Raw genomic sequence first — 24,328 nt, 5'->3', positions numbered from 1 at the left:
GCCCCGTCATGGCGTTCTATCGACAACTCGGCAACATCCCACCGAAGCGTCACACCCAACACCGTGACGAGTCCGGCAACCTCTACTACGAAGAACTGATGGGAGAGGAAGGTTTCTCCTCGGATTCTTCGTTGCTCTACCACCGCGAGATCCCGTCGGCCATCGTCGACGCAACGGTCTGGGAACTGCGCGATCAGAGCACAACCCCCAACCATCCCCTCAAACCGCGCCATCTGAAACTCCACACGCTGTTTCCCGAAAGCACCTGGAACGAGACCGACGTGGTAACCGGCCGTCGTCTCATCCTCGGAAATGCCGACGTGCGACTGTCCTACGTCGTTGCGGCGGCGCCATCTCCCCTGTACCGCAATGCAATCGGCGACGAGATGGTCTACATCGAATCTGGCGAGGCGACCGTCGAGACTGTCTTCGGCACACTCGAGGCCTGTGAAGGTGACTACGTCCTGATCCCGATGTCCACAACGCATCGATGGATCCCCAAGGGTGACAAACCACTTCGTGCCTACGCCATCGAAGCGAACAGTCACATCGTCCCGCCCAAGCGCTATCTTTCCCGCTTCGGCCAGCTACTCGAGAACGCACCGTTCTGTGAACGAGACCTGCACGGACCGACCGCGCCCATGATCGCCGAAGGCACCGACATCGAGGTACTGGTCAAGCACCGCACGTCGGCGGGCATCGTCGGCACCCGAATGGTTTATCCCACGCACCCTTTCGATGTCGTCGGTTGGGACGGATGCCTGTACCCGTACACCTTCAACATCTCCGACTACGAGCCGATCACGGGCCGTGTTCACCAACCGCCGCCCGCGCATCAGGCATTCGAGGGGAACAACTTCGTGATCTGCAACTTCGTGCCCCGCAAGGTCGACTACCACCCCCTGTCGATCCCCGTGCCGTACTACCACTCGAACGTCGACTCGGACGAGATCATGTTCTACTGCGGCGGAGACTACGAGGCACGCAAGGGTTCCGGCATCGGGCAGGGTTCGATATCGATTCATCCCGGCGGCCACGCCCACGGCCCACAACCCGGCGCATACGAGCGAAGCATCGGCGCCGAGTTCTTCGACGAGCTGGCCGTGATGGTCGATACGTTCCGGCCCCTCGAATTGGGTGAGGGAGCCTTGGCCTGTGAAGACGAAGCGTACGCCTGGAGTTGGGCAGGGCGGGGGCCTCAGCAATGACGATCATCTCCGCACTCCTGCGCGGCCTGTGCGACGACGCAGCACTCTTCCCACCCGGCAATGCTCCTCTCGCCGAGGCAGTTCCGGCCCACGCGGCCTACCAGCAGGCGGACTATGACGCACTGGTCGGGCCCTTCGTCTTTCCCGCGCCGCGATTGAGCGAACTGGCCGCGTACGTTTCAGCTGACAACCCGGTGACGCTGAGTCTGACTGTGCCGGCCGGTCCAGCCGATACGGCGGCGGCACTGTCGAACGCGCTCGCTATCCCCGGTGTCAGCGTCGCCGCCGTCGAAGTGGGAATTCCTGACGGGTTGGACGCCGAAGCCGCCTTCGAGGAACTCGCTCCCGTCCATGCCGCTCATCCCGACCTGGACATTTTTGTCGAGGTACCCCGCGGTGATCGACGCATGGACTTTCTGACGGCGCTCGAAACCGCCGGGTATTCCGCGAAGTTTCGCACCGGAGGAATTGTCGCCGAAGCGTACCCGGACGAGGACGAGCTCGCCGACGCCGTGATATCCGTTGTCCGAGCGGGTATCCCGTTCAAGGCGACCGCGGGACTGCATCACGGCGTGCGCAATACCGATCCGGAGACAGGTTTCGAGCAGCACGGCTTCCTCAACATCATGGTGGCCGTCAACGCTGTGAGGCGGGGCGCCGACCGCTCGGAAGTTGTTGCTGCTCTGGCGCAACGCGATGGCGAATCGATCGCGCAAGCCCTGGCCGAACTGACCGCGGACGAGGCCGGCGAGGTGCGTCGCCGCTTCCTCTCGTTCGGGACTTGTAGCATTTCGGACCCTCTCACCGAGCTCGAAGGTCTCGGATTGATCGTCCGCTCCGACAAAACCGAAGGAACACTCGTATGACCGTCACGACCATCGACATTCCCGCCGACTCGTTGTTCGGGATCGACAATCTGCCATACGGCATCTTCTCCCCCGCCGGAGGATCACCGCGTGTTGGTGTTCGGGTCGCCGACTCGGTGGTCGATCTCGCAGCGACACTGGGAGATTCCGTCTTCGCCGAACCGACTCTGAATGCGTTCATGGCGCTGGGCCGAGATCAGTGGGTATCGGTGCGTAATCGGATCACGGATCTAGTGAACGGCGAAATAGACTCGGACGCAGTGTTTCCCGTCGACTCAGTCACAATGCACTTGCCGATCGCGGTGGCCGACTACGTGGATTTCTACGCGTCGGAAAATCATGCGACCAACCTCGGACGCCTGTTCCGACCCGACGCTGCCCCCTTGATGCCGAACTGGAAGCACCTTCCGGTCGGATACCACGGGCGCTCGAGCACCATCGTCGTCTCCGGCACCGATATCGTTCGCCCCTGCGGACAGCGCAAGTCACCCGATCAGGAGAACCCGGATTTCGGACCGTCCCGCCGCCTCGACATCGAGGCTGAAATGGGCTTCATCGTCGGAACTCCTTCGAAGATGGGCGATTCCATCACCCCGGACGACTTTGCCGAGCACGTCTTCGGCGCCGTCGTCGTGAACGACTGGTCCGCCCGGGACATCCAGGCGTGGGAATACGTCCCTCTCGGGCCGAATCTCGGGAAGAGCTTCGCGACGTCCATCTCTGCGTGGGTTGTTCCGTTGCTCGCGCTCGAAGCTGCCCGAATCGATACGCCGGTGCAGGACCCCGAACCGCTCTCTTACCTGCGCGGCGAGGAGAAGTGGGGGTTGGACATCGACCTGGCCGTCGAATGGAACGGTCACGTCGTCTCCCGGCCGCCCTACGCCCAGATGTACTGGTCGCCGGCGCAGATGCTCGCGCACACCACCATCAACGGCGCAGCAGCGAGCACCGGCGATCTCTTTGCATCCGGAACCATTTCCGGACCGGACAAGGATCAGCGCGGCGCCTTCATCGAACTGACCTGGGGTGGCAAGGAACCCGTGACTGTGGGCTCCGAGACTCGAACCTTTCTCGAAGACGGCGACACCATCGCCATCTCAGCCACCGCTCCCGGCGTCGGCGGATCACGAATCGGCTTCGGGGATGTTCACGCTCGGATCCTGCCGGCAACGCAAACCGAAAGATAACGATTGACAACTGTTTGATTCACGCTGATCTGATGTCCGGAATTCCTTGCCTCACGATTCTCCGAAGATAAGCTGGACTAACCATCCAGAGCGATCGAGAGTCCTGGCTCCGTGACGTCGCAGCAACCCCCTCTGCTGAGGTGCGGGTGCTTTCTGCCAGGTCCGATGGAGGACTCGTGCCAGGCGATCGACCCCGTACCTCAGTGGGGACAGCAGCTGTCGTCGTGATCGTGGGCGGTGGCCCCCGCGGGACCGGCGTACTCGAGCGAATCCTCGCTCACGAATCGGTGAACGCCGATCCCATACCGATCGACATTCACGTCGTCGACCCGTATCCGGCAGGCGCCGGCCGCATTTGGCGAGGCAGCCAGGCGCCGCTTCTGTGGATGAATTCGACAACCGCGGACGTCACGATGTTCACCGACGAGACCACCGCCGTGACCGGCCCGGTGCTGCCGGGTCCGACCCTCGCGGAATGGGTCGCCGAGCACTCGACTGAACTTGCCGAATTTCCCGAAATCGCGGCAGAAGTTCCGATGATCACCCCGTCGTCGTTTGCATCGAGGTCACTGCAGAGCCGATACCTGAACTGGGTGTTCCAGACCGCGGTCGACTCTGCACCAGCGCACGTCGACGTTCGGGTTCATCGACGATCCGTGGTCGACATCGTGAACGTCGGCGAGATACAGACGGTTCATCTGGACGACGGAGTTGTCATCGAAGCCGCGGCCGTCCTTCTCGCGCAAGGGCACCCCGATGCGTTGGCTGCCCCGCGTGAAACCGCGCTGACCAGCTTCGCGTCCGAGCACGGGTTGACCTACGTAGGTCCGGGATACACTGCCGACCTCGACGCCGATGTCATTCCCGAACGCGAACCGGTTCTGATCGCCGGGCTCGGGCTGGCTTTCATCGACTGGATGGTTCTCCTCGCCGAGAGCCGCGGCGGCGTCTTCGAACGCGGTGAGGACGGCACCCTCACTTACACTCCCTCGGGTCGGGAACCTCTGTTGTACGCCGGATCTCGTCGAGGCGTGCCGTACCACTCCAAGATTTCGTACTCGATCGCCGACGCGCGGCCACCGCTACCCCGGTTCTTCACCGCTGATCTTGTGCCCGGCGACGGGCCGTTGGATTTCCGAAACGACATCTGGCCGCTGGCGTCGAAAGAATTGGCAGGCGCCCACTATCACGAACTGTTCGCGTCGCACCCGGATCGGACGGTGGGCACCTGGGAGGAGTTCGACGCCGAATTCGCCTCGCTGGCTTGGGGATCGTCTCGATTGCAGGAACTGGTCGAGAACGCAGTTCCGAAGCCGGAAGACCGTATCGATCTCGAGCGACTGAACCGCCCACTCGGCGGTGAGCGATACGACGGACTTGCCGAGGTCCAATCCCGGATCAACGAATACATCTCGGCAGACGTCGCGCGGAGGTCGGACCCGTATTTCAGCGCCGACGCCGCTGTCTTCTCAGCGCTGCTGTCGACGTACATGACTGTCGGAGAATTGCTGCGGCGCGGCAGAATCCCGGCCGAATCCGTCGCCAAGGACGTCGAGGGTTGGCTTCATTCGTTCTTCAGCTTCATCGCCAGTGGTCCGCCACCCGAGCGACTGGAACAGTTGATCGCGCTCAACGAGGCCGGCATCGTCCAGTTCCTCGGGCCGGATTCGGCGTTCTCCACCGAAATCGACCCGGTAACGGGGGCTGGGATCTTTGTCGTTCGTAGTGCGTCGCACACCGACATCGTGGCCGCGAACACCCTCGTCGAAGCACGCTTGCCGGTTGCGTCCATCAGCGCGAGCGGTGACTCGCTCCTGCGGACGCTTCACGGTCGGGGCGAGGCAGTCGAACTTCGTGCGACCGTCGACAGTTCGGCGAAGCTCGCCGTCGACGGTACTTCACGAATTCTCGACCAGGACAACACAGCTCATCCTCGCCGCTTCGCGGCCGGGCCGTGGGTTGCAGGCCACAACTGGTCGGCGGCTTTCCCTCGTCCCCGTACCAATGCGGGGTTCTTCCGGCACAACGACGCCCTGGCGGCGGAGATTTTGGGCGCTGCGCGCCTGTGAGCGGTTAGGGAGTCCAGAGACTCCCTAACCGCTCACGGGGGCTGTGCCCCTCCTAGCTGAACACCAACTCACCCTCGTCAACCGCGACGGTGATACTGCCGCCCTCTTCGAGGAGATCGTCGAGCAGCATGTCGGCGATCTTGTCGTCGACCACACGCTGAATCGAACGTCGCAACGGGCGAGCCCCGAACTCGGGTTGATGCCCGTGCTCGGCAATCCAGTCCACTGCGTCGGCGGTGAACTCGATGTCGATGCCCTTGGACTGCAACCGCTTCCGGCTGTCGTCGAGCAACAGATCAGTGATCCGGTGCAGTTGCTCGGTGTCGAGCTTGCGGAAGATCACGATCTCGTCGATACGGTTGAGGAACTCCGGCCGCATCGATTCGCGCAACCTGGCCATCACGCGGTCGCGCAGTGGCTTCTCCGCCGACTCTGCATCGCCTGTGGTGAAGCCGAGTCCACCGGACTTGCTCGAGATGATGTCCGAGCCGAGGTTGCTGGTCATGATCACGACGGTGTTCTTGAAGTCCACCGTTCGACCCTGGCCGTCGGTCAGACGCCCGTCGTCGAGCACCTGGAGCAAGGTGTTGAACACGTCCGGGTGTGCCTTTTCGATCTCGTCGAGCAGGATCACCGAGTACGGGTTACGACGCACCTGTTCCGTGAGCTGTCCGGCCTCGCCGTAGCCGACATATCCGGGAGGAGCACCGACCAATCGGCTTACCGTATGCCTCTCACCGAACTCACTCATGTCGAAGCGCAGCATCTTGTTCTCGTCACCGAAGAGTGTGGCAGCCAGAGCTTTTGCGAGCTCCGTCTTGCCGACACCGGTAGGTCCGAGGAACAGGAAGCTACCGACGGGACGATCCGGATCGCTCATACCGGTCCGGCTACGACGCACCGCACGCGCGATTGCGCGAACGGCGTCATCTTGCCCGATGACACGACCGTGCAGTTCCTCTTCCAGACGGCGCAGGCGATCTTTCTCCTCTTGAGTCATCTGACTGGCCGGAATACCCGTGGCACGGGCGACAACTTCGGCGATCTGTTCAGCAGTCACATCCGGAGTTTCCTCGGAAGGAACCGAGGACCCTGCCTTCTCGAGACGCTTTGCGACGCCGTTGATCTCGTCACGCAGGGTCGACGCCTTCTCGTACAATTCGTCGGCGACGGCTTTCTCCTTGTCGCTCTCGAGCTGCTCGAGACGTTGCTGCAGAGCAGCGGTGTCTACCGTGGCAGTCTTCAAACGAAGCCTGGCGCCGGCCTGGTCGATCAAGTCGATTGCCTTGTCCGGCAAGAACCTGTCGCCGATGTAACGTGCCGACAGCTCCACCGCAGCGGTGATCGCCTCGTCGGTGTAGTGGACCTTGTGGTGATCCTCGTACCGACTGCGCAGTCCGCTCAAGATGGCGATCGCGTCCTCGATCGACGGCTCTCCGACCTGTACGGGCTGGAAGCGCCGCTCGAGCGCGGGATCCTTCTCGATGTTCTTGCGGTATTCGTCGAGCGTGGTGGCGCCGACGATGTGCAGTTCACCGCGAGCGAGCTTGGGCTTGAGGATGTTTCCGGCATCCATCGCACCTTCGGCGCCGCCTCCGGCACCGGCGATGGTGTGCATCTCGTCGATGAAGACGATCAGCTCGTCCTTGTGTGCGGTGATCTCGTCGATCACCTTGGTCAGCCGTTCCTCGAAGTCTCCGCGGTAGCGAGTACCCGAGACCATGCTCGAGAGTTCGAGCTGGACTATCCTCTTGCCCATCAACGATTCCGGGACATCCCCGTCGACGATGCGCTGGGCGAGACCTTCGACGATGGCAGTCTTGCCGACGCCGGCCTCACCCACCAGGACGGGGTTGTTCTTGGTGCGGCGGGAGAGGATCTCGATGGTCTGTTCGATCTCGTCGGCGCGGCCGATCACCGGATCGACGCCGCCGTTGCGTGCGCGATCGGTGAGATCGACGCCGTACTTGTCGAGCGTCGGTGTGGTGGACTCGTCTTCGACTGGACCGGCTGCAGGATTCTGAACCGCTGCCTGCAGCTTCTCCGGCGTGATGCCGGCCGAAGCGAGCAGACGACCCGGAACATGATCGGGGTCACCAGCCAATGCGATGAAGAGGTGTTCGGGATCGATGTACGTCGATCCCAGGGCTCGGGCCAGTTGATGAGCCTCGAGTAGAGCGGTTTTCACGGCGCTGCTGAGCGCAGGAGCAGAGTAGGCCCCCTGCTCACGGCCTTGTGGCAGCCGCAGGTCGACGGCGTCGACCACGGATTTCGGGTCGGCTCCGGCGCGCTGCATGAGCGTGCGGACCGGATCCTGCTCCGCCATGACGCGGAGAACGTGCAGTGCATCGAGATCCGAATCACCGCGAGCAGCCGCTACACGTGCAGCGTCAGCCATGAGTTGCTGGGTGGCCCTGCTCATGAGCCGGGAAATATCGATGCGACCGGGACCCTCGGGCCCGAAGAATGCTGGCATTCCGAAGCCTCCTTGCAGAAAGTTGAGCGTTACTGACTCAATTAACGTGCATGGGGCTCGATCAATTCCCGCGGGCTCAGATTTGCTTCAACACCTTCGGGCCACAGATCGTTCTCAACTACCGAAGGATCCGGTAGATCGACCGACCGGGTACGCCTCGACGTGCATGATCACCGATCCCTCGCAGGGACCACTCGCGATGTCGGTACGCCACGAACCTTTCAGACTGCCATCGGGCTGAGGTGTGTAATACGCCTCGGAGTGCGCCGGTGCCCACACCTTGGGCACGCCTTCCCCCTGGTAGCAATCCCACTCCCAGTCATAGGGGTGCACCCAACTGGTTCCGTCCCAGGTGTATCGCGCAGGCTGCGGCAACGTCGGATTGGCGGGAGCCGGACCGCCGACCACTGTGGCGATACAGACTCCGCTCGAGCAATCCGTCTCGAACGTGTATGTATCGGAGAAATCCGGCTCCCACTGGCTGGCGGCCAGACTTGTGCCCGTCTTGGTCGCGGCGAAACGCTTGAGCGAGTAATCACCGGACCAGTTCGCATCCGCAGCCCCCGCGGGCATCGCTCCGGCGACAAACCACGTAGCAACGAGAGCAACCACCAGCAATGACTTTCGCATGCGTGAAGTGAATCACAAGCTATGTCCGAATTGTCGGATACTGACCACAAGAACACCGACGACGATCAGCACCAGCGAAACCAACGGCAACGCTCCCGCACCCCTGTCCGCCAAGATCAGCCCGCCCACGACGCCGCCCGCTGCGATCGCCGCATTGAAGATCGTCACGAAAACCGATTGCGCAGTGTCCACAGCGTCGCCCGTCGTGTCGGCGAGCGCAGTCTGAAGGACAGTGGGAGCGCCTCCGAATGCCACGCCCCATACCGCAACGCTGAGTGCGATCACTGCGAAGCTGTCACCGCCGACGCCCAACGCGGTCAAAGCTGCGGCAAAGACCACCAAGCTCAGCACGGTGAGACTTCGAAGGGCCCGGTCGACAAACACCCCGACCACACCGATGCCCACGAAGGCGAAAAGTCCGAACACGAACAAGACGATTCCCAACCGATCGCCGAAACCGATGCGATCCAGAAACGCCGCCAGGTACGTGTACACGATGTTGTGCGCGAAGATCCACAAGAACGCGACAAACAGAATCGGTCGTACGCCCGGCAGGACCAGGACTTTCCGCACCGACAGCTGCCGATCCGCTTGTTGCCCGGGAAAGTCCGGCATCACCGTGAGTATCCACACGACCAGAAGTAGCGCAGCAACCGACATCACGGCGAAGACTACGCGCCAATCGGCCAGGGTCCCGAGCCACGCACCCATCGGAACGCCGATTGCCAGCGCGATCGGCTGTCCGACGGAGGCAACCGCAACGGCCCGCCCCTGCAGACGAAGGGGCGCCATCCTGCGTGCGTACCCAGCAAGCAACCCCACACCACACCTGCTGCCATGCCCGCCAGAAACCGAACACCCAAGGTGAGAACAAGATTCGACGACAGCGCTGTCACCAGATTGAAGACACCGAATCCAACAGTCGCCGACACCAGGACAGCACGCCGTCGCAGTCCTCGGGTCAATGCGATCAGTGGTACCGCCCCGACGACAGAGCCCAACGCGTATGCAGTGACCAATTGCCCGGCGCCGGAGACAGATACGGACAGTCCTGACCCGATCTGCACCAGTAGTCCGGCCGGCATGGTTTCGGTTGTGATTGCTATGAAACCTGCCATTGCGAGTGCCGACAACCCGGCCAGCGGTAGTGTCCGGACGGAATCGGTCTCCGCCAGCGCCGAAGTCGCAGTCCCGTCAGAGCTCGCGCTCACCTCGTCGGCGTTTCGGGACTGCCTTCACCCGGCTGGCCGGAACGGACCAGTTCTGCAATCGACGCCCAGTCCATCTCGCCCTGACCGTTCGCCAGAGCCTGAGCGAGCGCGCCTCGAAGTACGCCGCCGAACGGCAAATCCAGATCGACGCTGTCGGCGGCGTCGAGCGCAAGCCTCAAATCCTTGAGGCCCAGAGCGGTGGTGAATCCTGCAGGCTCGTACTGACGCGTCGCGACGAGGTTCCCGTAGCTCGAGTAGACCGGCCCCGGGAAGATCGTCGAGGTCAGCAGTTCTACGAGTTGGCTTCCGTCCACACCTGACCTCTCCCCCAATGTGATTGCCTCACCCAAGGATTGAATCGCGGCGAGGATGAGGTAGTTACCGATGATCTTGACGATGTTGGCCTGCTCCGGACGCTCACCTTGTGGCCACGTGCGAGCCCCGATGACGTCGAGGAAGGGTTGCACTCGCTCGAGGAGGGAACTGTCGCCGCCGGCGATGATGTTCAACTGGCCAGCCTGAGCAACAGAAACGCGTCCGAATACCGGCGCCGCGATGTACCCGATGCCGTACTCGGCGTGCAGTGCGGCGGCGCGCTTGGCAAGGCCGACGCTGACGGTGGCCATGTTGACGTGCACGGTTCCAGTCGGAACGGATGCGAGTACGGCGGGATCCAGAATGGCCGCAGACACGGCCGAATCATCCGCCAACATCGACAGCACAACACCGGACTGGAATGCCTCGGCAACGGTTTTCGCGCCGGTCGCCCCTTCCGCGACCAATTCGGCTACCGCTTCAGTGCTGCGATTCCACACCGTCACGTCGAAGCCTGCACCCATCAGATTTCGAGCGATGGGACAACCCATCGCACCCAAACCGACCACGGAAACAGAAGTCATGGAATTCCCTCTCGAAAGTGTTGAACCGTCTAAGACGGTTCAACACTCTCACACGGGTACAGTTACTGTCGAACCGGTTGAGATGGTTCGCCACAAAGGAGGATGAAAGTGAACGAAGCAGGAGCTGATCAATCCGCTCGGGACGTGTTTCGACTCGACAACGACACGCTCGCCTTCCGCTTCACCGCCACCCTCACCAATCGGAACGGCTCGAGGTTCGAACGACTCACGAACCCGCAGCGACTCGAATTATGGTTACGCGCCAACGATCTGATGGACACCCCAGCAACCGCGACAGAAGACGACCTCCGCGGCGCGCAGGATTTACGTGAGGCCATTCATCGCATCGGAACCGCCGTATGCGAGGACCGCCGCGCCTCACGCGCCGATGTCGGGATCGTCAACACCGCATCCGAACTCGGTGATGCCCACCTCGTCCTCGAGAGTGGCCGGGCCCTCTGGAAATCAGCCGGAGACAATCCGATCCGCGACGCTTTGTCGATAGTGGCTGCCGACGCGATCGCGGTGCTCGGTGGACCCGACCACGACCGCGTCAAAGCCTGCCAGGGCGACGGGTGCACCGGCCTCTACGTCGACACCAGCCGCGGCAACAACCGACGCTGGTGCTCGATGAACATCTGCGGAAACAAAGCCAAGAAATCCGCGATGACCGCTCGCGCCGACTAGCTCATCTCACCTTCACCGCGACTCCATTTCGCCGCCACTCGGTTCCACAGCTTCTCGATCGGCGTCGACAGCAGGAGAAGAAACAGCGGGAAGTACGACGTCACCGGAACGAGCACACTGACGAGCAGCGCCACAACCATGATCAGGAAAGTGACGATTTCAGCGGTGAAATGCGGCTTCGCATTCTCTTCGCTCAACGAAGGGTTGCGAACCAGACCCCACGCGACCACCGCCAGGCACGCAGCACTGGCTGCCATTGTCCCGATGTAGAGAGCCCTGGTTCCGAGATCCTGCGACGGCGCCGCAACGAGCGCAGTCGGGAACGGCAAGAACACGATGGTCATCACCCACAACCCCAGCCCGCGCACAACCACCTTGTCTCCGTCGACCACGAAACGAAGCAGCCGATGCTGCGACCACCAGAGACGGAAGATCACCAGAAAGCTCAGGGCGAACGAATAGAACTGCGCAGCGTGATCGCGCAGGAGTTCCGACGTGGTGCCGTGGTGGTCACTGGTGAGTTCAACCAGCGGCAGGACGAGCAGCGTGATCGCAATGGCGACAATCGCGTCGACGAAAGTGACGTAGCGCTCGAAGTAGCGGGTGCGTTCCGCAATCTCAGCCATTGCGGAAGCATAAGCCTCACAACAAGAAACAGACCGGCGACGCCACTTTGCGGGAGGCGGTATCCCGAAACATACAATTAACGAATCAAATTCGTTATACCTCTTGACCGACGCAGGGCCCATCCCCATACTTAACGAATCACATTCATTAAGTGACTCGCATCACGCCATCAGGGGTCGGTTCCGCCACCCCCTTCAGGACATGGGGTTGCCCTAGTGCCAATCAACGCTTCTGCGATTACGCAGTCCGACCGGGTTCCACTCACCGCCAACCGCGGTATTGCCGTCTTCAGCATCGGTGTCATGGGATTCATCACCGCGAACCTCATCCCCCTGATGATCGTGGCAATGGTCGAGGACCTCGGTGTCACCGAATCCGCCGCCGGTGCCGTCCTGACCGCATCGCTGCTGGTCTGCGCGTTCACCTGCCTCGCCACCACTCGTATCGCATCGGGTCGGCATCGTCATCTCCTCGGCCGCGTCAGCCTGATGGCAATGGCAGCCGCATTCGGCGTTGCGGCCATCGCACCGTCCACGATGATCGCGTGTACCGCGATCATCGTCGGCGGCATCGGCGCTGGTGGATCTGCATCCGTTGGTGGAGCGGCACTGGCCGCGCTCACGAACCCGGACCGGGCGTCAAGCATCAGCGGCCTCGTGAACCGTGTCGTCGTCACAGCCGTCCTCGCTCTCATACCCATCCTCGGCACACACATGACCAACGCATTCGGCATCGTCGCAGTCCTGGCACTGGCTACCGCAGCAACGGTCACCTGGTTGCCGTCATCCCCGGTGAAAGAGTCGCCGGAGACGGCGAAGTCCGCCAAGACGACCACCACTCTCCCCGTCGGGGTAAGCGCGAAACGACTCACTTTTGCCGGAACCGCATTTCTCGCGATGCTTGCAGTCTGGGCGATCAGCGAAGACTCACTGTGGGCAGTACTCGGCATCATGGGTTCCGAGCACGCCGGACTCTCGGATCAACAAATGAGTCTCGCGCTGAGCGCATCAACGGCGGGTGGCGTGCTCGCGGCTGTTACTTTGACCGCGTTGGGTTCTCGGGTCAGTCGGACAGTATCGATCTCCGTGCTACTGATACTCGGGGCAATCCTGAAGCTGTCTGCCAGCCTCACCACCGATCCCACGATCTACCTGGTACTGGTCATCGCCTGGAACACTGTCTACGCGGCCACGTTCATCGTCTTGGTTGCCATCTCGGCCGCGCTCGACGCCGCCGGCCGATGGTCGGCCCCACTACTGGGCACCTACCTCATCGGCTCCGCGTTCGCGCCACTGTTCGGCACTTCGGTGACGGCCAGCCTCGGGTATCCGACCTTCGGAGTCATCATCTCCGGGATCAGCTTCGTTCTATTAGTCCCGTTCGCCTTGATTTCCCGACTCTCCGCACGTACCGAGGGTGCGTATCGTCACCACAGCGCCGCCATCACTACTACCGTCATCGCGTAAGGATCACGTAGAAGTCATGAATGACAGCATCACTCACTACCGCAACGGAAAGATCTTCACGGCTGCCGACGACGGATGGGCCGAATCGATAGTCGTCGAGAACCACAAGCTCAGATTCGTGGGCGAAACCGTCTATGCCGATATCCTGGCTCCCGACGCCGAGGTGATCGATCTCCAAGGCGCCGTCGTGCTACCCGGTTTCGTCGACGCCCATACACATTTGGTCATGATGGGATTCGCGCTGCAGAAGTTGGATCTGCGTGATGCCACCGATCTCGCCGACATTCAGTCCAGCATCAAGCAATTCGCGGAATCGAACCCGGACGCACCACGTCTGCTGGGTCGCAGTTGGTTGTTCTCCGCGCTGGATGGAGGGCACCCGACGCGAGAGATGATCGACGCCGTCGTGCCCGATCGCCCGGTGTACCTCGACGCCAACGACGTACATTCGGTCTGGGTGAACACTGCAGCACTGCGAGAACTCGGCATCGACGCGGGCACGCCCGATCCGATCGGCGGTCGTATCGGCCGGGATCCGGACACCGGAGAAGCCACCGGAATGCTGTACGAGACCGCCATGATGCTCTACGTCTGGCCGAAACTGGCGGAGCTCGCATCCGACGAGGACCGGGACGCCGCCCTCGCGCTCGCGTTCCGCCACTATCTCGAGGACGGCGTGACCGGCGCGGTCGACATGGCTCTCGGCGCGGACGAATTAGCTTCGCTGGAAAGAGCATTGGGTGCAGGAGACGGCACATTGCCGCTGCGCGTCGCGGCTCACTGGCTGATGACCCGCGAGGACAACGAGGCTGACAACGTCCGACAAGTTCACGACGTGATCGAACTCCACGAGCGCGTCCAAGGTCCGTGGCTCCGTATCGCCGGAATCAAGATCATCATCGACGGTGTGATCGACAGCTGCACTGCCGCAATGAAAGAGCCGTACTCTGACGGCACCAACGCCGAGCCCGTCTGGGATCTCGAGTCCTTGATCCCCGTCGTGACAGCCGCTGACGCCGCAGGCCTGCAGATCGCGATGCACGCGATCGGCGACGAGGCGTCGGAGATCGGATTGACGGCACTCGAGTACGCGATCGCCGCCAACGGAGACATTCCCCGCAGGCACCGAATGGAACACTTGGAGTCCATCACCCGGGACAACGTCGAAAGGCTTGCCCGCCTGGGAATCATCGCCTCGATGCAACCGGTTCACGCTGACCCTGCTATCCAAGAGAACTGGCAGGCGATGCTCGGCGACTACCGGGTGAATCGCGCGTACCCCTGGCCCGAATTCACCGAGGCCGGAGCGGTTCTGGCGTTGGGTTCGGACGCTCCGACGGCGCCCCACCCGCCGCTGCCGAACATGTTCATCGCCACCACCCGTCGATCCGCAATCGATCCGTCACTGGCACCCAACCTGCCGGGGTACGCACTCCCCCTCGCGGACGCGCTGGCTCACGCAACCCGCGACGCTGCCTACTCGTGCCGGTGGGAAGATGTGACCGGCCAACTGGTTCGGGGAAAAGCAGCCGATTTTGTCGTACTGAAACAAGATCCGTTCACCGAAGGGGTCGATTCTCTCCTGACCACGGAAATCGCGATGACCGTGGTTGCCGGATCCGTGCGATACGACTCCGCTCGAGCCACAAACACCGAAGCCGTCAACACCGAAGCCCGATAGCTGATCGTTATCAGTTGTTCGATAACGCACGCATGCGGCCCGGCGACAGAACGAGGGAGGGACTTGAACACGTGAACCCACACTCTCTGGAGGACGCATGCGCAGGAAAGCTCCGATTTCGGCCGCCGTCGCTGTCTCGGCACTGGTGACGGCCACTGCCCTGATGGTCGCCGGTTGCGGGTCGACCGAGGGAACACCCGAGGCGGCGGCTAGTTCAACAGCGTCAAGCTCAACGGCGTCGGCGACCTCGACGGCAAACGAATCCGGGACGACGGTAACGAGTTCTCCCCCGCCGCAATCGGGCACCCCAGCAAGCGAATCCGTGCCGGCGACGACGCCTGCAGTCCCGGCTTCAGGTCCCTGTGTCGACGTCGACTCCCCGGTCGTCACGGACGCAATCGGCACCTTGGGAACCGACGTCAACGGCGGCAGCTGGATACCGAGATCCGCGAGCGAGGAGCAGATCGGTAATTGTCCTGACATGCTCTGGGTTTCGGTCGATGGTGACGGCGTGGGCGATGCGACGTATCAGTCACACGTCCTGTTCTTCCACGACGGGACTTACCTGGGCACGGCTACCAGCAAGCCGTACTCGTACACACACGTCATCGACAGCAACAGGAATTCGGTGTCCGTCCAATACCGATGGTTGCTCGACGACGACGCATTCTGCTGCCCTCAAGGCGGACCGAATATCGTGAATTTCACGTGGAACGGCAGCGCTGTGGTCGCCGACGGCCAGTTCCCGCCCTCCTGAACCCGTTTCCGTACGATACAGCTCTGAATACAACTGTGCCCCAGCGACAACGGTCGCTGGGGCACAGTCTTCTTCGATCTACTCGCCGGCGCTCCTACTACCGACACCGAGTTCGCGCAGGCGAGTCTTGTACAGCTCGATGTTGCCGAGCTTGATGTCCTCGTAGCCGCGAACCACGTCCGGCAGCGCCGCGATCTCGACGGCGCGATCGTATCCGTCGGTTGCGAGCGTACGAGAGAGATCAGCGATCATGGCCTCGTACTCGGCGAGCAGTTCACGCTCGACCTTGCGGACGTGCATGTAGCCGAAGGGATCGAGCTTGGTACCGCGCAGCTTCTTGCCCTTGGCCAGAACCTTCAGTGCAACATGCGACTTGGGCCCGAGGCCGATCTTCTTCTTGCGGCCCATCACTCGGAGGATCGGGGGGTGGAGCTTGTAGGTCAGGTTCTCCCCGGCCGGCACCTGCGACTTGACGTCTTCGATGAAGGCAGGATCGACCAGCATGCGAGCAACTTCGTACTCGTCCTTGTACGCGGTGAACTTGAACAGGCCGCGGGCGACCGCTTCACTGAAATCGGTCCGCTCGGTTGCGGCACGTTCAGCAGTCCAGACTGCCTGAACCTGATCGATGTAGCGCTGGGCGATCTTGACGGACTGGAACTCGATGAGCTGTGCCGCACGCAGTTCGACCAGTCGCAGGGTTTCACCGGTGAAGGTGGTTCCGGCGAACATGTGAGCCGGTGCGACAACGGGTTCGCGGACGGACTTGGCCAGCGTGGTGACGGCCGAGAACGCTGCAGTGTCGGCAATTGCTGCACGGCCCCAACGGAATGCCGCGATGTTCGCGTCCACGGCAACGCCGTTGATGCCGATCGCTTCTTCGATGGCCTCGGCCGGCAGACGAAGTCCACCGCTCTGGTAGGCAGCACCGATCAGCAGGAAGTTGGCGGCTGCGGTGTTACCGAACAACTCCTGTGCCGCGGCGAGTGCGTCGAACGAGCGCAGGGTGCGCGACACCTTGTCGAGACGGGCGAGGAGTGACGTCTCCTCGGGGTAGCGAACAGCCTTGTCGTAGACCATGTCTCCGGTCGGCGTCTGCGACGTCGATGCGATGGAGACCGTCTTCTCGGCGTTGCCGTAGTCGAGGTTCTTGTTGTCCGTCGCGGTCAGCAGGTCGAAGGCGACGATGCAATCCGCGCTGCCCGGGGTGAGGCGGTTGGACGGCTCGAGCGCGCTGGAGCTGAAACGCAGGTGCGAGACAACCGGTCCGGCCTTCTGGCTCAGGCCGATCTGGTCAAGGCTCTCCACCTCGAGGCCGGCGCGCAGTGCCGCCGTTGCGAGCACCTGGTTGACGGTCACGATACCGGTGCCGCCGATGCCCGCGAGGAACACGTTCTGCGTGCTGGTGAGCGGTCCGAAATCGGGATCTGCGACGACGGGCGGGACGGGACGTGCGGCCTTGGGAGCCTTCTTGCCGGGCACCAGTTCGACGGTCACGAACGAAGGGCAATCGCCGTCCATGCAGGTGTAGTCCGTGTTGCAGGACGTCTGGTCGATCTTCGTCTTGCGACCGTACTCGGTGTCCACGGGCTGGACCGAGAGGCAGTTCGACTTCACACCGCAGTCACCGCAGCCCTCGCACACTGCCTCGTTGATGACGACGCGAGTGTTGCGAGTGGGCAGCGTGCCACGCTTGCGCTGGCGACGAGCGTCGGCCGCACAGTGCTGGTCGTAGATCAGTACGGTGACGCCCTTGATCTCGCGAAGCTCCTTCTGAGCCTCGTCGAGGCGATCGCGGTGCCAGAGCTTGGTGCCCTTGGCGAGGGCGCGCTTGTTGTGGCGCGAAGGCTCGTCGGCGCAGATGATGATCTGCTTGACGCCCTCGGTGGTCAGCTTGTGGCTGAGTTGAGCAACGGAGAGGGCACCTTCTGCGTCCTGTGCACCGGTCATCGCTACTACTTCGTTGTAGAGCAACTTGTAGGTGATGTTCACGCCTGCGGCGATGCATGCCTGGACAGCCAACTGACCGGAGTGGAAGAAGGTGCCGTCGCCGATGTTCTGGAACAGGTGAGGCACGTCGGTGAACGGTGCCTGCCCGATCCACTGGCTGCCCTCGCCGCCCATCTGCGTCAGGCCGGTGACAGCGCTGTCCTCACGGCCGGACATGGTGACGAGTGTGTGGCAACCGATTCCGCCGCCGCCGATTGAACCCTCGGGGATAGCGGTGGAACGGTTGTGGGGGCACCCACTGCAGAAGTACGCGGTTCGCTTGGCGGAGAGCACGTTCAGTGACAGCGGTGCCGGGAGGGTGCGCTTGAGCTCGACGTGCGGCTTCAGTACGCGCCGCAACGGGGCGAGCAGCCGGCCTGCGGTCAGTTCACCACTGGCAGGCATGAGCAGACGGCCCTGGCCGTCACGCTTGCCGATGATGCGAGGAGCATCGTCGGTGCCGTACAGGACTTCCCGGATCTGAGCTTCGATGAACGCGGTCTTGTCCTCGACCACGACGATCTGCTCGAGACCTTCGGCGAACTCCCTGATCTTCTCGCCCACGACGGGGTAGCACATTCCGATGCGAAGGAGACGGATCCCGGCGCGGTGCAGCGCCGCATCATCGACGCCGAGGTCTGCCAGAGCTTGGCGGACGGAGTCGAAAGTTGTACCGGTGGCGGCGATACCGATCTTCGCACCGGAGGGGTTGACCTCGATCACATCGAGGTTGTTGGCAGTTCCGTACGCGTGAACAAGATCCCATCGCGGGCCGTACAGATCGGCCTCGGCGATGACACTGTCCGGCGGCGCAGCCATCTGACGCTGCTTGTAGACGAAGGGCTTGCCCTCGAACTGCACTTCCGGAACCACGATGTCGAAGTCCGCGATGCTGCCGTCGATCGTCCAGGCACCGTCGGCGACGTCGGCGACGATCTTCAGCGCTACGACGCAACCGGACACCCGCGAGAGTGCAACGGCGTGCATACCCATCGTGATGATCTCTTCGGCATTGCGCGGAAAGAGAACCGGCACACCCATCGCGGCAAGCGAGCGCTCGCTGACGGCCGGAACCGTGGAGGACTTCGACGCCGGGTCGTCGCCCACCAGCAGGACGACGCCGCCCTTGGGGTTCACGCCGTACATGTTGGCGTGGCGAATGGTGTCGGTAGCGCGGTCGACGCCGGGGCCCTTGCCGTACCAGACGCCGGTCACGCCGTCGTGGGTCGCGGTTCCGGCCGGGAGATCCGTCTGGCTTCCCCATACCGCGGTGGCAGCGAGCTCCTCGTTGAAGCCGGGGATGAAGGTGATGTCGTGTTCCGCGAGAACCTTGGGCATGCCGTGGAGCATCTTGTCGACGCCGCCGAGGGGGCTGCCCTGGTAACCGGAGACAAAAGTGGCAATACGCTTACCAGCCCGGATGTCGCGAACGTGCTGCTCGACGAAACCGCGTGCGATTGCCTGAACACCGGTCAGCAACACCGGTCCCGATCCCGACCGGTACCGATCATCGAGGTCATAGGGCTTGGCCTGGGCTACGCCCGACACCAGTTCAGTCATCGTGGACCACCGTTCCGTCTGCAGTGCATTTCAACTACCGTGCATTTTCAACAACCGCGTAACTCGATCTGTTCAGATGATCGTGGTCGAGGTATGTGAAAGCGTCAACAGAGGCTTGTTCAACTATTCAAATTAGCAATTTGTGAGCCAAATCACGTGACCTAGGTCATCGAATCAATCAGTTGGAGACCCGTTCGTGGCGATACGGCGAAACGGACATAAAACGTTCCCGACAATGCACACCGAGAACTTTCTTGACATTGACGCAACGTCAACTTGCATGCTGAATGAGCACAACCGATCCGAGAGTAGGAACTCCACGTGAGCGAATGGTCCATCCAAGAACTCGCCAAATCCGCCGGTACCACCAGCAGAACGCTGCGCCATTACGGCGATCTCGGACTCCTGGAACCAAGCCGCATCGGCGCCAACGGCTACCGCTTCTACGACGAAGACGCCCTGGTGCGACTGCAACGCATCCTGCTGCTTCGGGAACTCGGACTCGGATTGCCGGCCATCGCCGAAGTCCTCACCGGTGAACGCGACACGGCCGCCGCGCTGCGTACGCACCTCGAACTCCTCGAGCAAGAGCGCACGCGGATCTCGAGACAGATCGAATCGGTCAACAGGACGTTGAACAAGACGAAGAAAGGTGAATCACTCATGCCGGAAGATGTTTTCGACGGGTTCGACCACACCCGATACAAGGACGAGGTCATCGAGCGTTGGGGCAAGGACGCCTATACCAGCGGCGACAACTGGTGGCGGTCGATGTCCGAGCAGGACCGGAAAGCACATCTGCAAGCTCAAGCTGACATCGCAGCGGCATTCGGAAAAGCACTGACAGCGGGCCTACCCGCGGAAAGCGACGACGTCCAGACGATTACCCAGAGACAGTTCGAGTGGATAAAAATCGGTTGGCAGGGAAGGACTCCCAGCGCCGACGCCTTCACCGGACTCGGCCAGATGTACGTCGACGATCCCCGCTTCACTGCAAACTACGACAAGTACGGAGAAGGCACCGCTTCGCTGGTCCGTGACGCGATGAAGATCTACTCCGAGCGCAATTTGCACTGACGTCGATCAGTCCTGCCCACTGCCGAGGAGGTTGTGTCGGTGCGCTGCCGCGACGGCCTCTTCGCGGGAATGCGCACCGAGTTTGCGATACAGGGCTCGCAGGTGACTCTTCAATGTGTTGTTGGATACGAACAACTTTCGCGCTATCTCGCCGATCGGAATGCCGAGACCCAGTTCCACGAGAACGTCCATCTCCCGCTTCGTCAATTGGACTTGAACGATAGCCGCCGGATACATCTGCGGCACTTCGGATTCGAGAAAGCTTGCGACGGCACTGCTCGGGCCCTCGGCCTGCTCTTCCAGTTGCCTGATCAGATCACGCGGTATGGTCGCCAGCGCCGACAGGACACCTGAGGTTTCGAGCAGTCCGCGAGCCTCCTCCCACGGACTGGCGGCAGCGGGGATTCTCCCCAGTTCGCACAGCGCAGCGCATTCGATCAGCAGGGACTCGAGCCGAAACCTCGTGAGATACTGCTCGCTCCAGTCGATTTCGCGACACAATTCCAATGTCTGTGACGGAGCCCCCGTCAGGAGATGCGCACGAGCGACAGAAACCGTGACAACAGCAAACGTATGTGACGCAGCGACTGATTCCTCCAGCGCCTTGGTACCCTCCCCGGACGCCAACAGAAGATCGATACGCGCCGCGGCGAGAAGTGCGTCACCGAGTGATCGTTCACACGGATTCACGTGCCCGTGCGTTGCCACTGCGCGCTGGAGCGAAATCAGACCCGAGAACGGATCCGATTGCAGCAGTGCAAATCTGGTGTAAGTGTAGGCCGCGAACGCCCACAGGTCGCCCGGCGGTGTGATCTCGGCGAGCGCGTCCATCGCGGCAGCGCCGGCATTCAGGTCCACGCGATCGCACGCCACCATTGCCCGCGCGATCGCTCCCCCCATGTGCGAGGGCGGTCCCAACCATCCCGAAACGTCCGGGTGTGTGCTTTCGAGGTGAAGCCAGTCTGTCGCGTGCGCGACGTCCCCGATCAGCGCGGAGTTGAGCGCGGCATTGCCAGCGGCGTGCCGCAGGACGAACTCCGGACCGTATTCCATCGCACCCTGATAGGCGAGTCGCAATTCCACCGCGGCATCACCGAGGTCACCGGTCAGTTGATGCGAAACACCCCAGATCAGGCGCAGGGCGGGCAGTTGAGACCCCAACGCGCCCAACGACTCGTCACCGAGTCCGTACACGACGTGAGCCAACTTGCGCGTGATCTCGGTAGAGCGTTGGTACTTACCGGATGTTCTCAGCACAACCGATTGGACTGTCCCGACGTTCAACAAGCTGTGCGCATGCGAACTACCACCTATCGCACGCAATTCCGCCGGTTCCGTCGGCAACGAATCGCCGTTGACCAACTGCGGCCGCAGGCGTGATTCGAGCAGGTCACGGCCCACCAGAATCGAAGAGTTCGAACTGAGTACGTCGCCGGGTATGGATTGCAACGCAGTCCGGACCAATCCGGTGTGATCGACCAGAAGATCGGCCCAGTGACGCTCGAGTATGTCGAGCACCCTGGTCCAATGGCGTCCGTCCAAGGCGTAGTGAACGGCACCGGCTATATCCGAAGTCCCGAGAGCGTGATCGACGAGAACCTGGAAGGGATCGTCGAATCCATCCCCTTGTTCGGTCCGTATCTGCATGAATGCCAGTCGAACTGACGGCGCAAAGTACCAGGATGCTTCTCCCTCGGGACCGTCCCGGAATATCAGACCGAAAGACTCGAGCAAGTCCAGTTTGCCCTCCACGTCAAGATCGTCGGACAAGACACGAGCGATCTCTGGTGTGACGGTGCGGGCGGCGGCGATCGTAGTCGCGAAGTCGAACAACTCGAGCGACTTGCCCGATCGAGGAGCGGTCCGACTGACGTACGCGTGGATCGCCTGGTCCACTCGCTGCTGAACGCGTTCGCGCCCACGACTCGGTTCACTCAGCCCCGCAACCGCACTCAGAGCAACCTTCATCAGCACAGGAACGCCGGCAACACGCTCGCAGATCGAATGGACGATGCCCGAGGGAAGGTGGATCCCTGCCTCCGCGAACAGAACTGTGGACTCGTCGAGCGTGTACCTGAGGTCGTTCGCGCACAGGTACTCGTCCACGCGGACGTCCTCGAGTAAGTCCGTCGCAGACCGATCCTGCAGCGTGACGATTACTTTCAATCCGGGAAGCAGCACGATCAGATCCACGATTCGGCGTCCCACCTCGTCACCCTCAACCAGGTCGATGCGGTTGAACACCAACACGAATGGGGTGGGCGACGAGTCGAGTAGTGATTCGATTGCCCCCACCGGATCCTCGCGCATTCGTGGCGGGGCCTCGAGTGATTCCAGAGAATCTTGAATCACTGCGAGCGCAGTGTTCCAGTACTCGAGGGGGGTCATCCGATTCGATGGCGCCGGCACCCAGACAACTGGTCTGATGGGCATGTGCCCGAGAGTCGTGAGCCACAACGCGGCGAGGTCCGTCTTCCCGAACCCACGCGGCGAATCGATGACCGTCAATCCCGCCGAGCGTTCCATCAACCCGAGCAGACGAGGACGAATCGCCGTGGCTCCACGCCCGGCGAGCCGTCTTTGCAGCGTGCCCCTTCCTCGAGGATTTCGCTTTTCTCGAGATAGCTGCGACCGATTCGAAGTGGATGTCATGATGGCCGACAAACGAGCAGTCGATCCCCGCCGAACTCGAGATTTCGTTCGAGCATCGAACTCCCAACCTGTCCACCCATAACGAACAACATAGACAGAATCACCGCGACACGCGAGCACTGGCCGTCTCACAAATACGCCCGATTTGTCTCATTATGTGGGCTCGGTCACTATTGACGTTTATTTGCGGGAGAGTGACTGCGACCTGCGGGATCTGACATATCATGCCCGCGTGCCGATGAATTCCGCCCGCATTCGCGTGTCGACTCGATCGGTGGACCCTGCGGACGCCAACGACTTCTGGCGTGTCGTCACGCGTCCGTTCTTCGTCACCGAGCCGATAGGCGCCGACACGCCCCTCCAAGGCTCGATCTCCGCCCTGCCTATCGGGACCTCGCTGATCGGTGAAACGACCTTCAACGCGCAGAAGTACAACCGCAGCAAAGTTGTGATCGCCGAGAGCGGACTCGACGATCAGTACATGATCCAGGTCGTCCTCGGCGGACAGGTCAGTGGTGACGCCGACGGAGTGGATTTTGTCGCCCGCCCTGGGGACATCGCGTTCTTCGACCTCGGGCGAACCTGGACTGCTGACGTCGAAACCGAGGCGACCGGACGCACCATCACACTCCTGGCGCCGCGCTCCCTCGTCGAAGCGGAGTCGAAGGGTCGTTCTCTACACGGGACGGTACTGCGCGGAGTTCCTGCCGTCGTGCTCGCTCAGTGCATGCAATCGGTCGTACTCGCGCTACCGCATCTCGATCCCGATGCTGCGGCCGGCTACGAGGACGTCGTCGCTTCCCTCCTGCGTGTCAGTTTGGGTATCGCCGAACCTGATCTGTCGCCGCGGCCCGATCACTCGCTCCGCGATCGTGCGTACGCCTACATCGCCGAGCATCTCTCGGAGACCTGGCTCGGCCCGACGAGCATGTGCGCAGCATTGTCGGTCTCCCGAGCACAGCTCTACCGCGCATTCGCATCCGACGGCGGAATTGCTCTTGTCATACGGCGCAAGCGCCTCGAACTCGTCTACCGCGAGTTGACCAGAGCCGAGATGCCGAACGAAACGATCGACGCGTTGGCCCTGCGATGTGGCTTCACCTCGAAATCCCAATTGGCGCGCGCGTTCAAAAACTTCTACGGGATGACTCCGAGCCAAGCTCGTACCGATGGCAGGCGCACGATCGGGGACCCGTCGATCGCACGGCTGCACCGTCGACTCGAGTTCTTCAGCCCCTGAATCCGAAATACTCCACAGCCTCGGGATCGCGCCTGTGTTCTAGTTG

General features: G+C 62.0%; 16 protein-coding genes and 1 pseudogene. 10 read left to right on the top strand and 7 right to left on the bottom strand.

Going from position 1 to position 24,328, the window contains the following annotated elements; all coding sequences use genetic code 11:
* Positions 1 to 8 precede the first annotated feature (8 nt).
* The 4 genes from ABX74_RS24505 (at position 9) to ABX74_RS24490 (ending at position 5,330) form a co-directional block, all read left to right on the top strand.
* Entirely contained in the window at positions 9 to 1,208 is a 1,200-nt protein-coding gene (locus ABX74_RS24505) for a homogentisate 1,2-dioxygenase (protein WP_019745013.1), read from the top strand.
* Entirely contained in the window at positions 1,205 to 2,074 is an 870-nt protein-coding gene (locus tag ABX74_RS24500; protein WP_020970550.1) for a hypothetical protein, read from the top strand. Before ABX74_RS24505 ends, ABX74_RS24500 begins: the two co-directional genes overlap by 4 nt.
* A complete protein-coding gene (gene fahA, locus ABX74_RS24495) occupies positions 2,071 to 3,261 on the top strand; it encodes a fumarylacetoacetase (RefSeq protein ID WP_047889883.1) in 1,191 nt (396 codons plus the stop codon). Before ABX74_RS24500 ends, fahA begins: the two co-directional genes overlap by 4 nt.
* A gap of 176 nt (positions 3,262 to 3,437) precedes the next feature.
* On the top strand, positions 3,438 to 5,330 hold the full coding sequence (locus ABX74_RS24490; protein ID WP_223257996.1) for an FAD/NAD(P)-binding protein: 1,893 nt from the start codon (positions 3,438 to 3,440) through the stop codon (positions 5,328 to 5,330).
* 52 nt (positions 5,331 to 5,382) lie between these two features.
* On the opposite strand, the gene ABX74_RS24485 is transcribed toward ABX74_RS24490, so the two are convergent.
* The 4 genes and pseudogenes from ABX74_RS24485 to ABX74_RS24470 all read right to left on the bottom strand — a co-directional run bounded on the left by ABX74_RS24485 (position 5,383) and on the right by ABX74_RS24470 (position 10,546).
* On the bottom strand, positions 5,383 to 7,806 hold the full coding sequence (locus ABX74_RS24485; protein WP_047889881.1) for an ATP-dependent Clp protease ATP-binding subunit: 2,424 nt from the start codon (positions 7,804 to 7,806) through the stop codon (positions 5,383 to 5,385).
* Positions 7,807 to 7,920: 114 nt separating this feature from the next.
* Positions 7,921 to 8,436, bottom strand: a complete 516-nt coding sequence (locus tag ABX74_RS24480; RefSeq protein WP_019745018.1) for a hypothetical protein — start codon at positions 8,434 to 8,436, stop codon at positions 7,921 to 7,923.
* Between the two features lie 12 nt (positions 8,437 to 8,448).
* A pseudogene (locus tag ABX74_RS24475) lies at positions 8,449 to 9,521 on the bottom strand (MFS transporter).
* Between the two features lie 122 nt (positions 9,522 to 9,643).
* Positions 9,644 to 10,546 (bottom strand): NAD(P)-dependent oxidoreductase, encoded by a 903-nt coding sequence (locus tag ABX74_RS24470; protein ID WP_047889880.1) that lies wholly within the window; start codon positions 10,544 to 10,546, stop codon positions 9,644 to 9,646.
* A gap of 102 nt (positions 10,547 to 10,648) precedes the next feature.
* On the opposite strand from ABX74_RS24470, the gene ABX74_RS24465 reads away from it, so the two are divergent.
* Positions 10,649 to 11,233, top strand: coding sequence for a CGNR zinc finger domain-containing protein (locus tag ABX74_RS24465; RefSeq protein WP_047889879.1), 585 nt, complete (start codon positions 10,649 to 10,651; stop codon positions 11,231 to 11,233).
* On the opposite strand, the gene ABX74_RS24460 is transcribed toward ABX74_RS24465, so the two are convergent.
* Positions 11,230 to 11,859, bottom strand: a complete 630-nt coding sequence (locus ABX74_RS24460) for a TMEM175 family protein (RefSeq protein ID WP_019745022.1) — start codon at positions 11,857 to 11,859, stop codon at positions 11,230 to 11,232. The genes ABX74_RS24465 and ABX74_RS24460 overlap by 4 nt on opposite strands.
* A gap of 216 nt (positions 11,860 to 12,075) precedes the next feature.
* Between ABX74_RS24460 and ABX74_RS24455 the strand changes: the two genes are divergently transcribed.
* The 3 genes from ABX74_RS24455 (at position 12,076) to ABX74_RS24445 (ending at position 15,764) form a co-directional block, all read left to right on the top strand.
* Positions 12,076 to 13,326: an MFS transporter gene (locus ABX74_RS24455; protein ID WP_082148552.1), complete on the top strand. Its 1,251-nt coding sequence runs from the start codon at positions 12,076 to 12,078 to the stop codon at positions 13,324 to 13,326.
* 16 nt (positions 13,327 to 13,342) lie between these two features.
* A complete protein-coding gene (locus ABX74_RS24450; protein ID WP_047889878.1) occupies positions 13,343 to 15,007 on the top strand; it encodes an amidohydrolase in 1,665 nt (554 codons plus the stop codon).
* 97 nt (positions 15,008 to 15,104) lie between these two features.
* Positions 15,105 to 15,764: an LppP/LprE family lipoprotein gene (locus ABX74_RS24445; protein WP_047889877.1), complete on the top strand. Its 660-nt coding sequence runs from the start codon at positions 15,105 to 15,107 to the stop codon at positions 15,762 to 15,764.
* Between the two features lie 78 nt (positions 15,765 to 15,842).
* Here ABX74_RS24445 and ABX74_RS24440 read toward each other — a convergent pair whose 3' ends face one another.
* Positions 15,843 to 19,313 carry an indolepyruvate ferredoxin oxidoreductase family protein gene (locus ABX74_RS24440; RefSeq protein ID WP_047889876.1) on the bottom strand — a complete coding sequence of 1,157 codons (3,471 nt, stop codon included), beginning with the start codon at positions 19,311 to 19,313 and terminating at the stop codon, positions 15,843 to 15,845.
* 321 nt (positions 19,314 to 19,634) lie between these two features.
* Between ABX74_RS24440 and ABX74_RS24435 the strand changes: the two genes are divergently transcribed.
* On the top strand, positions 19,635 to 20,390 hold the full coding sequence (locus tag ABX74_RS24435) for a MerR family transcriptional regulator (protein WP_019745027.1): 756 nt from the start codon (positions 19,635 to 19,637) through the stop codon (positions 20,388 to 20,390).
* 6 nt (positions 20,391 to 20,396) lie between these two features.
* On the opposite strand, the gene ABX74_RS24430 is transcribed toward ABX74_RS24435, so the two are convergent.
* Complete coding sequence (locus tag ABX74_RS24430) at positions 20,397 to 22,916, bottom strand: helix-turn-helix transcriptional regulator (protein ID WP_047889875.1); 2,520 nt, start codon at positions 22,914 to 22,916, stop codon at positions 20,397 to 20,399.
* Positions 22,917 to 23,280: 364 nt separating this feature from the next.
* Here ABX74_RS24430 and ABX74_RS24425 point away from each other — a divergent pair, with 364 nt between their 5' ends.
* A complete protein-coding gene (locus ABX74_RS24425; protein WP_223257998.1) occupies positions 23,281 to 24,282 on the top strand; it encodes a helix-turn-helix domain-containing protein in 1,002 nt (333 codons plus the stop codon).
* Positions 24,283 to 24,328 lie beyond the last annotated feature (46 nt).

Source organism: Rhodococcus sp. ARP2, from assembly GCF_001029585.1.
Lineage (GTDB): Bacteria > Actinomycetota > Actinomycetes > Mycobacteriales > Mycobacteriaceae > Rhodococcus_F > Rhodococcus_F erythropolis.
This window is presented reverse-complemented; position numbering and strand designations above follow the sequence as displayed.